A 13,407-nucleotide genomic window follows, 5' to 3' on the forward strand; every position below is an offset into this window, starting at 1 on the left:
TTACCAGCAATCGCCAATCGAAGCAGTACCGCCCAGCGCTGTTTTTATACCTGACTGATTAATCCCTAGCTGTCCGCATGCATCATTACTCTGCCCACCTTTAGGTGCAGCCAATAGAATAAATCCATTATTCACCGCACCATGAAACCAATAACGACTGCCCATATCGCCGTCGATGGCACAAGCAGATGTAAAGATAAAATCTGTTCCATTTGCATCCAAAACCGGCCCATAACTCAAATCAGCCGCAAAGCGTCGTTCCAGCTGCTGGCTCATATCCAACAAACATAAGCGAGCGGATTCACGCCAGCTACGCTGTATATATTGCACGTATGAAGGGTAGGCGATGGCAGCTAACAAACCCACAATAGCAACAGCGATCATCAGTTCAATAAGCGTAAAGCCCCATGATTTGCGCTTCTGAGCATAAACCATCAGTCACGCTCCAGATAACGCCAACTGGTGCGGCCACTTGAATCCGGGTCTCGCTGGATACCGTCAGGTAAAGCTTTTTTTGGATCAGACTGATCATCCGCACCGATCCGAAAGTTATAATCATCGCCCACGATCACTGTACTACCTGCGCCATTCCCCAGCGTTTCGCCTGAAGCAACAACTTTTCCGCCATTACTATCGGTGACTTTATCCTGATCATCAAACCTGCCATCCCGGTTATTATCCGCCGTAACATAGCTCAGGCGACTACCTGAAAATTTATCCAGCGATAACTCACTACTTTCCCCGCCTGCCCGACAGGGATCTGCAGTATATCGTTTTGTCGCAAACGTAACTTTTAACCCGGTCAGCTGAGGCTCTACAAGCACTCGTTCCCCAAGAGTAACGCCGTTCCCGCTGGCATCAGGGTTCTGAAGATCCATAAACCAGCCAGCCTGACTCTCTTGCAGCAAGTTATTCGTCGTTAGTCGGAGTTCCCGGTTAACGCCACCAATATCAAACGTTCCTTGTTGATAAATCCGCTGTTCTAGTAACGCTGATCGCCCTCCAGTGATAATCCTTCCTTTATCAATCACCCCGTACAACGTCTGCAAACCTCTATCCGTTTTATCTGATGATTCAAAATCTTTTCCCGTACCAAAAAACAGCATATTGCGGCCTTTTTTGTCTTCAGACACGGCAATACCCGCTGTAATCGCTTGTATATCACTCGCGCTACAGAACTGGCTTCCGGTTGAATAGCGACACGCCTGAAACAGCTTGTATGCCAGGCCCCACTGCGCTGAATCCGCACTGCTCAGATCAAATTTCCACACATTGCCATACAGATCACCACCATAAATAACATCCACTGTTTCACCGTCATCCGAGACAGGCGATAGAGTCGCCATTCCGTTCGGCCTGTTTAATCCAGCAGGTGCCTCATCAATCCCCGTATCGGTTGAAAGCTTCATCATCTGTAGTCCGGTCGCCAGATCAATCAGATAGATCACCGCATCGCCGGTGTTGCTCGTACGCCCATCCGGCTCAGTACTGTTATAACCGTTACCAAAAACCGCATACCAGTGGCCATCTTTAAGTTTGACAATAATCGGTTGCGAATAGCTGTAGCCCATATCCGCATCATCGCTATCGGTAAACTCCCAGGCAAATAACTGGTCTGCCCTAGCCTCAGTAAAATCATCAGGATCAGTAATATCCAGAACATAGACTCCCTGACCTCCGCCATTCAAACCACCCGCCAGCATCGTTCGCCAATCACCGTCGATAAAGGCATCATTCACCATCGGGGACCCGTCCACATAGTAACGATGCTGATACTCCTCAGCAGCTAGATACTTGAGCTTTGGTAGCAAAACCGATGGGATATAGGCCAGAAGCTCTTTCCCATCAGATGCTCTGAAACCATGAAGCATGCCATCATTGGCGCCCACATAAATCATCGGTTCCCGTGTCTTAGTGGCGGCTTTAAAGGCTCGATAAGAGGCGCTGCTATTAAACCCTCTCGATGCCCCGATATAGATCGGATTTGAATGAACGATATCACCCAGAAGAGTATTTCTACCCCGCAAACCCACCACTGATTCACCGCGGGTATAGCGAATCAACTCGTCCGCCGAAGAGACGCCCAATAACCGTTTATCAGATGCATTCAACTTATCTACCCGAAAAGGAATGCCCACCCCTCCCCTATTCGTATACATCCGCCTGGCAGACGGTTCAGGAATAGACAAGGAGGCCTGCCATGACGGCATTTGGTTAAAACCAAGATGGCCGGTTGAAGCGTCAAACATCGCCCGATAAGCACTCAACTCTCCCGTCCAGTCTGAAGTGTTATAACTGGCCTGATAAAGATTCAAGCCCGCACTCACGTAACCGCTATTCGCACTCAGGCGGGTTTCGGTGAACGATTTTCGACTGATGTCAGCAAAGATGCGGTTTAACGAAGTCAGCAGTTCAGTTTCATTGCCCGCTAGAAAGTATTCGCCATGCCCTTTTACTGCCGCCTCTTTCAACATGGGAAAGTCAATATCAAAGCCAATTGTATAGGTATGCATATTCTGAACACCTTCCTGGCTACTCAGATCCGTTTCCCAGGTGAACCTGGCTAAATCATCCAGAAAATATCGGGCGTATGAGTACGTATTCCCTCTAAAAACATACGAGTAATTATCATCATCAGACCTGTCCCAATCAGGCAAATTACTGCCCGCATCAACATCATTCAGGCTACTAAAATTCCCGTCCTGCGTTGGCTGGCCATCTGACAGCACAATAGTAAAATTTTTCTGGCATTGATGGGTGATCGGCGATCGGTAGTTGCTTCCGGTATGCGAAAAATGCCCCCTCATTCCTCTGAAATAACGGCTAACCTCATAATGCGCCTCTGCAACCGGGGTATTACCACCAGCGCTATAGCCGTTTAATGTGGTTAACAGGTCTGTCTGACTGGCGCCACACGCTTGATCTATCTGCCCTCCGTCATTGCCATTCAGGCGCGCCAACCCAATCCTCATCCCCTGACCAGACTGAATCACGGTTTCAGCGGCAGACTTAGCTTGCTCCATCTTTGATGCTCCGCCGCTGACGGGCGCACGCCCCATACTGCCCGACGTATCAAGCAGCAGCATCACATTAGGCTCAACAGCTTCAGTAACACCAATAGGAACCTGAGCTAAATTGTATTCAGCAGCCTCTGCCTGCCAGGTGAACAACAGCAACAGTGGCAACGCTTTAAACATCCTTGTTATAGTCATTATCAATACTCAAATCGCTTACGATATTCACTTATAAGAACGACTTCACTGTTCCCTGTCGCCCCTGTATTCCGGCTCAACTGACGAAATAATCCTGAGCCTGATGCGCCAAGATAGGAGCCTTTAATGGCCTTGTTATCCGCGTCATACTCTCTGAATTCCAGCGACACCCGCAGGGGCCTGGCGACCGTCGCTGACAGACGTGCATTTACATCAAATACCGACAGTAAATGGGCTTTAGTTTCCCAATCATCGACCGAACCGGGCTGCAACAATTCATCTTTCAGAGCAGAGCCCTTTGAACTATCAAACACTAATTCGCGGCTCGTTGAGCGCCAGTCATCGTAATGGATCAAGTTTGGCATCTCGTCTTGCTCTGACAACCACTTTTCAGAATAGAGCAAAGCTGTTTCTGTAGCTTCAAAAGCGACAGCCTCGTCCTGCATATTGGCCGCCATCCTCAATTGCAATACATTACTCTGTAAAGAGGTAGAGGCCATCAAAGCCATAACCAGTAATAAAACCAATGCCACCACTAAGGTGGCGCCCTGCTGCAGATTCACTCCCCCTTTCATAGCTTATTCATCCATCAATTCCTTTCACTACCAGCGCATTTCTGATTAAGGCTGTTGCGGCAAACATCTGATAAAGACGGCGATCGGATGTATCGACTACGTCAAATGGGGCGGCCAGTTGCTGTGCCTGATCGACAACGCCCGTTCCAGAACTGCTTATCAATAGATATACACGCGCACTAATTATGTTATCCCTGTCGACAGCCGATAGGCTGGCAAGCACTTTATAGTTATCCACAAGTTTGTCTGCATCAGCGTCGACACCGTATTCGACTACCATCTCAGTCACCCCCTCTACCAAAGCATCACGATTACGGTAAAGCGCTATACGACCAACACCGGTGGCGCCCACATAGTAGGCAAAACCATCAATGCCCAGGCCGGGCAGATATACTATGTCACTACGTACACTTCCCTGATTGATCACCAGATCAGAATGTATCGCTTCAAACTCCGTAATATCCACAGCGGTATTGAATACCCCTTCAATAATCGGATTTCCGGAGATGCCAACACCACTTTGACGTAAGTCTCGCAATAACGCATGGATAGCAAAACGTCCATTTTCCTGGACTTCTGACATCGCATCCTGAAGCTGATAGGTGCGGGCAGAAGTGACATAAGCTATCAGCATTGCAGAGGTCAGCAGTAAACCGATCACTGATGCGATCATCAGTTCAATGAGAGAAAAGCCAGACTGGCCCTTATGGGGAAGGAAAAGAGGCGTCATATCAACTCCACCTCATGTATATAACTGGAAGCCGGCTTTCCATCCTGCCCACCCCAGCTAACTGTGATACTGATCACCTGTTGATTACGCGTAATTACCGCATCACCCCGGGGAAGGCTGCTTTCAATCCAGTCTAAGCAGGAGTTAAGATCGTTATAGGCAAGTTTTTTTCCAACGGGAGTTATCGGAGGGTTAACGAAGTCTGCCGCGGTATCAGTTGCAGAGAGCTGATAGAGGTCATTTAGGGCAGCTTGCTTATTAAGACGTATCCGGTCTGCCAGATCAGCCGCCATCGCTATCGCCTGGGTTTGCAGGTACGCACTTTGATTCTGTTCTAACCCGCGGACCTGCATGATCATCATGCCGGACAAACCAACAGCTACCAGCACCAGAGTGACCAGCACTTCAATCAGGCTAGCGCCTTGTTGAGGGAGTTTATTTACGACAGAGCTATCACAGAAGGAGCGCTTAAAGCTCCGTTGCTCACAGACGAACGGAAAAACAAGAGAAACCAGTCCCTGTATACACATCACAACATCCTTGTTGTTTAGTTAGCAGCGCCTCTAGCGCCAAGCACAACTATATTAGTCAGTGCTGTAACAATTTTCCAGATACATTCGGCTCATCCTGTGCCCTAAGATCATGATCTGAATCAAAAACCTGCTGATAAAGCCGCGTTAAAGGCAGAATAGTATTTACTCAACCGAGAGTATTTTGACTTCGAATTTAATATTCTTGCCCGCCAACGGATGATTAAAATCGACCGTCACCATCTTGTCATCAAATTCAGCAACAACACCAGGCAGTTCACCATCAGAGGCATCGGCAAAAGAGACGACCAAACCCGGCTCCAACACCATATCACCAAACTGCTTCCGGGGAAGCCGCTGCATATTACTGGGATTAGACATGCCAAAACCTTGTTCCGGCTGAATATCAATCACCGCTTCATCGCCAGACTTCATACCCATCAGGGTTTTCTCAAAGCCCTCCAGCAATTGGCCATCACCGACAACAAAAGTCGCCGGTTTGCCTTCAAAGTTGGAATCAACCACCTGTCCATCTTCCAGCTTAATTGCAAAATGTAGCGTTACTTTAGCATCTGGAGCGATTGTCAGTTGCGACATAGTATCAGACCTTTAACTTGAATTATTATTGCTGTCAGAAAACCATATCATATCGATAATCAGCATCGCCGCTCCGATAGTGATCGCCGTATCAGCAAGATTAAATGCGGGAAAATAATACCCATCGTAGTGCAACGAAATAAAGTCGATGACATACCCTTGTACGACCCGATCATAAAGATTGCCCAGAGCCCCTCCGAGCAACAACGCCAGACCTGCACCCAGCCAACGCTGCTGACGCGGAGTGCGCGCCATCCACACTAACAGTACAATGCTAACGACAACCGCTATTACCGCAAAGAACCAGCGCTGCCAGCCTCCGGCTTTAGCCAGAAAGCTGAACGCGGCCCCGGTATTATGCAGCAGAGTCAGATCAAACACAGGCAATTGAGGGTGCGCCACACCATAGGGCAGCAGGCTGGACGCCTGATACTTAGTGAACAAATCCAGTACCAAAACCACCGCCACCAACCAGAGCCAGCTTAACGCTGTACGCTGCGTTGTCATAGTTCAGCCTTATGCAAAGCTACGTTGCTCACCGTCACCGGCAACGTTGTCTACGCAGCGATCACACAGCTCTTCGTGTTCTGGATGATTACCCACGTCTTCACGATGATGCCAGCAGCGACCACACTTCGCGTGTTCGCTCTTAGTAACAGTTACGCTCAGCCCCTCCAGCTCTGTTTCAACCGCATTTTCAGCTTCAGATGCCGGTTTCACTTGCGCCCGGGAGGTAATCAAAACAAAGCGTAGCTCATCCGCCAGCTGCTCTAATTGAACCTGAAGCTCAGGTGCACAGAACAGAGTTACTTCAGCTTCCAGACTACCGCCGATATGACCGGCGGCACGTTGGTTTTCCAGTTCTTTGTTGACTACCGTTTTCACATTCAGCACTTGCTGCCAGTAATCCCGTCCCAACACAGCAGCATCATCCAACTTTGACAAGCCACGGTACCAGGTGACCAACTGAACTGAATCAGCACGTTCGCCCGGCAACTCTTTCCAGATTTCGTCTGCAGTAAAGCTAAGAATAGGCGCAACCCAGCGCACCATCGCTTCAACAATATGATACAGGGCTGTCTGACAAGAACGGCGCGCCACGGAATCGGACTTAGCGGTATACTGACGATCTTTGATGATATCCAGATAGAAACCACCCAGATCCAGCGAACAGAAGTGCGATATCTTCTGATAGACCTGCAGCATCTGGTACTGATCGTAATGACCTTCCAGCTCATCCTGCAGGCAGGCCGCACGATCTACCGCCCAACGATCCAGCGCGACCATATCCTCAGGTGCAACCATATCTGTTTCAGGATTAAAGCCTTCCAGATTAGACAGCAGGAAGCGCGCGGTATTACGAATCCGGCGATATGCGTCAGCAGTACGTTTCAGGATCTCATCAGAAACCGTCATCTCCGAACTGAAATCTGTTGATGCGACCCACAGACGCAAAATATCCGCGCCATATTTATTCATCACTTCCTGTGGCGATACCACGTTACCAACAGATTTTGACATCTTCCGGCCATCACCATCCACAGTGAAGCCATGGGTCAGCACCTGCTTATAAGGTGCACAGCCATTGATAGCGATACTGGTTTTCAGAGACGACTGGAACCAGCCCCGATGCTGATCGGAACCTTCAAGATAAAGATCGGCGGGGAACTCCAGCCCTTCTGTCGGTTTCAGAACAGAGTGATGAGTCACACCGGAATCAAACCATACATCCAGCGTATCCAGTACTTTCTCATACTGATCAGCTTCCTCACCTAATAACTCGGCAGCATCCAGATCAAACCAGGCATCGATACCGGACTGCTCTACCCTCAGCGCAACCTGCTCAATCAAATTAGCCGTATCCGGATGCAGTTCAGCGGTTGTTTTATTGACGAACAACGCTATAGGTACGCCCCAGGTACGCTGACGGGAAACACACCAGTCAGGACTCTGCTCGACCATAGACTCGATCCGGTTCTGGCCCCAGCCTGGGAACCATTCAACCTGCTTGATCGCATCCAGCGCATCTTGCTTCAGGCCCTTCTCTTCCATGCTGATAAACCATTGCGGTGTCGCACGGTAGATCAGTGGCGTTTTAGTCCGCCAGCAGTGAGGATAGCTGTGACTGAATTTATTCTTCAGAATCAGACGATTATTCGCTTCCAAAGCGGCCACAATAGCATCTTCAACTTTATAAACATGCTGTCCTTCAAACTCACCGGCATTGGCCGTAAAAACACCATTAGGGCCAACCAGATTCAGCGTGCCTATACCGTATGCACGACCAACGTTAAAATCTTCCACACCATGGTCGGGAGCCGTATGTACCGCGCCGGTACCCGCCTCGGTAGTAACGTGATCACCCAGAATTACCGGCACCTGCTTATCGTAGAACGGATGATGCAGCTGCTGATTTTCAAGCGCGGCACCCGTACAACGGCCAACGACACTGTACTCTTCGATGCCATAACGCTGCATCGCATCTTCAACCAACGCCTCAACCAGTAACAGACGCTCATTTCCAGCCTGAACCAGTACGTAATCCAGTTCAGCATTCAACGAGACCGCCTGGTTCGCTGGCAGTGTCCAGGGCGTTGTAGTCCAGATAACAACAGACGCTTCGCCTTCACCTGAGAGTTCATCAAAACAACTCAGGAAAGCAGACTGATCTACCGGCGCAAAACGCACATCGATCGCCAGTGAGAATTTATCCTGATACTCCACTTCGGCTTCTGCCAGTGCAGAACCACCAACCACACTCCAGTACACCGGCTTGTAACCTTTAACCAGATGGCCGTTTTCAGCAATACGCCCCAATGCCCGAATGATATTCGCTTCAGTATCGAAGTTCATAGTCAGGTATGGATTTTCCCAGTCACCCAACACGCCCAAGCGGATAAAGTCTTTCTTCTGGCCAGCCACCTGGCGCGCCGCATATTCACGGCACTTCTTGCGAAAATCGCCGTAAGAGACTTTAACGCCCGCTTTACCGGCTTTCTTTTCAACATTGTGCTCGATCGGCAAGCCGTGACAGTCCCAACCCGGAACGTAAGGAGCATCAAAGCCCGCCAATGTACGGGATTTGACGATAATGTCCTTCAGAATTTTATTAACCGCATGCCCGATATGGATATCACCATTCGCGTAGGGAGGGCCATCGTGCAGAATAAACTTTTTGCGACCCGCACTGACTTCACGAATTTTCTGGTACAGATCCATCTTCTGCCATTGTTTTAGCATCTGAGGCTCTTTCTGAGCCAGATTGCCGCGCATCGGGAACTTAGTATTAGGTAAGTTCAGGGTCGGTTTATAATCGGTCATTGTCGTATCGCTTCTGGATCGTCTAATTTGGCCTTATAAGGCGCCTGTCAGAAAGTAGCTTCTGACCTGTTTAATATCGTTATCAATCTGCTGCTTTAAACTGTCCAGTCCATCAAACTTTTGTTCCGGACGAATAAAGGCTTTAAATTCTACAGTCAGTAGCTGACCATAGAGATCGCAATCAAGGTCAAACAAGTGTGCTTCCAATACCGGGTGTTTGCCATTTACCGTCGGGCGCATGCCTACATTAGCAACACCTTCTGCCACCAGCCCCTTACCGGTAACTGTTACCGCATAGACACCCTCAAGCGGACAGTGAAAACGGTGCATTCGCACATTCGCGGTCGGCACACCTATCGTTCTTCCCAACTTCTGGCCATGCATAACCCGGCCAGTAACCGAATAAGGGCGGCCTAACAGCGTTTGCGCCAGCGTCAGATCATTGTACTGCAAAGCCGCTCTGATGCGGGTACTGCTGACCCGTTCACCCGCAACATCAAATGTTTCAGTATTCACCACACTGAAACCGTAGCGAGCACCACTCTGACGCAGCATGTTATAATCACCACTGCGATCACAGCCAAAGCGGAAATCATCCCCTACCACAAAATGCTGTACTGCCAGACCCTTTAACAATAATTCATCGACAAACTGATCAGCACTCATGGTGCGCAATCGCTCATTAAAGGTGAGACACAACACTCTATCGACGCCCCGGGCTTTCAACTGTCGCACTTTTTCATCAAAGCGCGTTAGGCGGGGCGGAGCCTGACTACCCGAAAAAAACTCTCTGGGCTGAGGCTCAAAAATAATCACCACCGCTGGCAAACCAAGCTCCTCTCCTTTCCGAAGAACCTGTGCCAGCACCTGCTGATGACCCAGATGCACACCATCAAAGTTGCCGATCGTTGCGACACAGCCTTTGTGCTTGTCGCGCAGATTATGCAAACCCCGAATTAGCTCCATGTCACCCCGATCTCATCAGCAAATAAAAATAAGCGCGAAATTATACCCCAGTTAGACCGATATTCGCTATCAATCAACGGGGATATCGGCCGATTAATGGCGCAGATCCCGCAACCGCATCCCCAACAACAGCAATACCAGCAGATAGATAAACCCTCCACCAGCAACTAACACCGCCATCTGTGATATCCGCTGCCACAGATCAAACGCCAGCCACTGCTCTGGATTACCCGCAAACAACAACAAAAAAGCGATCATCGCAGCGTTGGCAACCACCAGCCTCACCAGCCATTTCAACCAACCTGCCTGCCAGCTAAACACCCCTTCTTTTATCAACCCATGCAGCAATAAACCTGCATTTAAAAAGGCCGAAAGCGTGGTCGCCAACGCCAAACCCACATGATCAAGCGGACCAATCAATAGTAAATTCAAAACCATATTCACGACCATCGCATAGATACCGATCCTGACAGGCGTTTTAGTATCCTGGCGGGAAAAGTAACCAGGGGCCAATACTTTAATCAACATAAAGGCCATCAAACCACAGGCGTACGCACGCAAACTCATCGCCGCCATCATCACATCCCGATCAGCCATCTCGCCGTAATGGAACAATGTTGCTATCAGAGGCTCAGCCAGCACTAATAGCGCCATCGCCGCCGGCATACCAATAAGCAAGACCATCCGCATCGCCCAGTTAAGCGTTCGGGAAAAGTGATCGGTACTTTTCTCAGCATGCTTGCGGGACAGACTTGGCAGAATGACGGTCGCGATTGCGATACCAAAGACCCCTAGTGGCAGCTCAGCCAAACGGTCTGAATAGTAAAGCCAGGAGACACTGCCCGTCTGGAGGAAAGATGCCAGCAAAGTATCCAACAACAAATTAATCTGGCTAACAGAAACACCAAACAGTGCTGGCACCATCAGCGTCATGATGCGCTTAACGCCCTCATGATCGAAACCCAGCTTAGGCGACGGGAGCAACTGAATTCGCCAGAGGAACGGAATCTGAAACAACAACTGCACAGAACCGGCAATGAGTACACCCAGCGCCAGCGCCATCACTGGCTGATCAAACAGCGGCTGCATCCAGATAGCAGCACCGATCAGTGACAAATTCAGTAGCACCGGAGTAAACGCCGGCACGGCAAAACGCTCATAACTGTTCAGGATACTACCGGCAAAAGCGGTCAGGGAGATGAGCAACAAGTAGGGAAAGGTAAAGCGCAACATCTCAACCGCCAGGCTATACCGCAACGGGTCGTTCATATAAAAACCGGGCGCAAAGATCGCTGCCAATACCGGTGCACCTAACACCCCCAGCGCGGTAATAAAAACCAGCACCAAGCCGAGACTTCCCGCAACCCTATCAACCAATCCTTTGACGGCAGACAAATCTTTCAAACTGCGATACTCAGACAGCACCGGCACAAAAGCCTGAGAAAAGGCTCCTTCAGCAAACAAACGGCGCAGAAAATTCGGTATTTTAAAGGCAACAAAGAAAGCATCCGCACTACTGCCGGCACCAAAATAGTTAGCGACCACCACATCACGTGCCAGCCCCAGGACCCTTGAGAGCATCGTCATAATGCCTACCAACGCACTGGAACGTAATAAACTACGCCCTTTCGGAGTATTCTGTTCCGCCACCTTAGCGCCCTCTTCCTGAGAGCCCTCCGGCTGTGATTCTTTTTTGTCCAATGCCCTGCTTTCCTATCACCCCGATGATTTGCAGACGATGATACCCATTACGTCATGAAAATGCTTCTCCAACTAAGCTAAACACCCATAATTCCGGGCACTTTATATAGATTTATTCATAATTATCTATTGACACCCAAGCTACAAACATGAATAATCTCGCGTCTTAATTTTCGATGATCAGACGCTTTATAACAAACTTTCTGATCATCTCAATATCGACTAATTTTCGTCGATCAACTTTTAATTGTTTAGAGGAGTCGGATTGTGGCAAATTCCGCAGGATCCCGTAAACGCGCTCGCCAAGCCGAGAAGCGCCGTCAAAATAACGCGAGTCTGCGTTCCATGGTTCGCACCTACGTTAAGAAAGTAGCGACTGCTATTGAGTCTGGCGACCACGCAGCAGCAACAGCAGCTTTCGTTGCAGCACAGCCTGTAATGGACGGAGCTGTCACTAAAGGCATATACAACAAGAATCAGGTTGCTCGTAAGAAGAGCCGCATGAACGCTGAGATCAAAAAGCTGGCTGCATAATCTCCCTGAGACGCAACCCGCAATAAAAAAACCGGCTATGCCGGTTTTTTTTTGCTCTTTGAATAAGCGACTAAAGATCAAACACCGTTACGCCAGCACTAAATTATCCCGGTGCACCAACTCCTCCTCACCCACAAACCCCAGCAAAGCCTCGATACGCGAACTAGGCTGACCGATGATTTTTTGTGCATCCTCGATACCGTAATTCACCAACCCCCGACCAATCACCTTGCCATGCTCATCTGAGAGCACCACCATTTCACCACGAGAAAACGAACCGGTTACTGCACGCACTCCGGTAGGCAGCAAACTCTTACCCCGCTCAACCAGCGCCGCCACAGCACCGGCATCCAAAACCAGCGTACCCCGCGCCTGTAAATGCCCGGCAATCCACTGCTTTCTCGCCGCCATAGGCGACTTCTCTGGCACCAACATCGTTCCTAGCTCAGCACCATCGCGTAGCTTCAGCAACACATCATCTTCCCTGCCACTGGCAATCAACGTCACCGCGCCAGAGCGCGCCGCTAATTTCGCAGCACGCACTTTCGTCGCCATACCACCTTGCCCCAGAAGACCACCACCACCCGCCATCGCCTCCAAGGAACTATCGCCCGCCATCGCCTCAGAGATAAGCGTTGCTTCAGGATTAGAACGTGGATCCGCAGTAAACAGGCCATCTTGATCGGTTAGCAGAATCAGCGCATCAGCCTCGACTAGGTTCGCTACCAATGCACCCAGAGTATCGTTATCACCGAAACGAATCTCTTTGGTCACCACCGTGTCATTCTCATTTACAACCGGAACAACACCTACAGACAGCAGCGTTTTTAACGTCGCCTGCGCATTCAGGTAGCGCTTGCGATCAGAGTGATCTTCGTGGGTTAACAGAATCTGAGCTGTGTGGGTATTATGCCGCTTAAAATTGGTTTCGTAAGCTTGCACCAGCCCCATCTGCCCTACTGCGGCAGCAGCTTGCAACTTATAAACCTCATGAGGACGCTTCGACCAACCTAATCGCACAATCCCCTCAGCAATAGAGCCTGAGGAAACCAACACAACCTCTACACCATCCCGGCGCAGCTGATCCAGCTGATCCACCCAGCGACCAATAGCCGCAAGATCCAGCCCCTCGCCATCATTTGTAAGTAACGCACTACCTATCTTTACAACCCAGCGACGGGAAGTCTTAAGTTTATTTCGCGCCTGACTCACTGGTAACCACTCTCTTAAAAAGCCAGCCC

The 13,407-nt window shown here is 49.7% G+C and carries 12 protein-coding genes; 1 reads left to right on the forward strand and 11 read right to left on the reverse strand.

Features of this window, described 5'->3' with window-relative positions:
• The 10 genes from AMJAP_RS16480 to murJ form a co-directional block, all read right to left on the reverse strand.
• Positions 1–435, reverse strand: coding sequence for a type IV pilin protein (locus AMJAP_RS16480; protein ID WP_019622870.1), 435 nt, complete (start codon positions 433–435; stop codon positions 1–3).
• Positions 435–3,212, reverse strand: a complete 2,778-nt coding sequence (locus tag AMJAP_RS16485; RefSeq protein ID WP_083935409.1) for a pilus assembly protein — start codon at positions 3,210–3,212, stop codon at positions 435–437. Before AMJAP_RS16485 ends, AMJAP_RS16480 begins: the two co-directional genes overlap by 1 nt.
• A 2-nt stretch (positions 3,213–3,214) precedes the next feature.
• Positions 3,215–3,775, reverse strand: a complete 561-nt coding sequence (locus AMJAP_RS16490) for a pilus assembly PilX family protein (protein ID WP_169336967.1) — start codon at positions 3,773–3,775, stop codon at positions 3,215–3,217.
• A 19-nt stretch (positions 3,776–3,794) separates the two neighbouring features.
• Positions 3,795–4,517, reverse strand: a complete 723-nt coding sequence (locus AMJAP_RS16495) for a PilW family protein (protein ID WP_019622867.1) — start codon at positions 4,515–4,517, stop codon at positions 3,795–3,797.
• Positions 4,514–5,047 (reverse strand): type IV pilus modification protein PilV, encoded by a 534-nt coding sequence (gene pilV / locus AMJAP_RS16500; RefSeq protein WP_019622866.1) that lies wholly within the window; start codon positions 5,045–5,047, stop codon positions 4,514–4,516. Before pilV ends, AMJAP_RS16495 begins: the two co-directional genes overlap by 4 nt.
• A 165-nt stretch (positions 5,048–5,212) precedes the next feature.
• On the reverse strand, positions 5,213–5,644 hold the full coding sequence (locus tag AMJAP_RS16505) for an FKBP-type peptidyl-prolyl cis-trans isomerase (protein WP_019622865.1): 432 nt from the start codon (positions 5,642–5,644) through the stop codon (positions 5,213–5,215).
• 12 nt (positions 5,645–5,656) lie between these two features.
• Positions 5,657–6,151, reverse strand: a complete 495-nt coding sequence (gene lspA / locus AMJAP_RS16510) for a signal peptidase II (protein ID WP_019622864.1) — start codon at positions 6,149–6,151, stop codon at positions 5,657–5,659.
• Positions 6,152–6,160: 9 nt separating this feature from the next.
• Positions 6,161–8,965 (reverse strand): isoleucine--tRNA ligase, encoded by a 2,805-nt coding sequence (gene ileS, locus AMJAP_RS16515; protein WP_019622863.1) that lies wholly within the window; start codon positions 8,963–8,965, stop codon positions 6,161–6,163.
• Positions 8,966–8,998: 33 nt separating this feature from the next.
• Positions 8,999–9,931, reverse strand: coding sequence for a bifunctional riboflavin kinase/FAD synthetase (gene ribF, locus AMJAP_RS16520; RefSeq protein WP_019622862.1), 933 nt, complete (start codon positions 9,929–9,931; stop codon positions 8,999–9,001).
• A 93-nt stretch (positions 9,932–10,024) separates the two neighbouring features.
• Positions 10,025–11,632, reverse strand: a complete 1,608-nt coding sequence (murJ, locus tag AMJAP_RS16525; RefSeq protein WP_019622861.1) for a murein biosynthesis integral membrane protein MurJ — start codon at positions 11,630–11,632, stop codon at positions 10,025–10,027.
• Positions 11,633–11,899: 267 nt separating this feature from the next.
• Here murJ and rpsT point away from each other — a divergent pair, with 267 nt between their 5' ends.
• A complete protein-coding gene (gene rpsT / locus AMJAP_RS16530) occupies positions 11,900–12,166 on the forward strand; it encodes a 30S ribosomal protein S20 (protein WP_019622860.1) in 267 nt (88 codons plus the stop codon).
• Positions 12,167–12,253: 87 nt separating this feature from the next.
• On the opposite strand, the gene proB is transcribed toward rpsT, so the two are convergent.
• The gene (gene proB, locus AMJAP_RS16535) at positions 12,254–13,378 is read right to left on the reverse strand and encodes a glutamate 5-kinase (RefSeq protein WP_019622859.1); all 1,125 of its coding nucleotides are present in this window, start codon (positions 13,376–13,378) and stop codon (positions 12,254–12,256) included.
• Positions 13,379–13,407: the final 29 nt, after the last annotated feature.

The sequence above is a fragment of the Amphritea japonica ATCC BAA-1530 genome, assembly GCF_016592435.1.
Taxonomy (GTDB): Bacteria; Pseudomonadota; Gammaproteobacteria; order Pseudomonadales; family Balneatricaceae; genus Amphritea; species Amphritea japonica.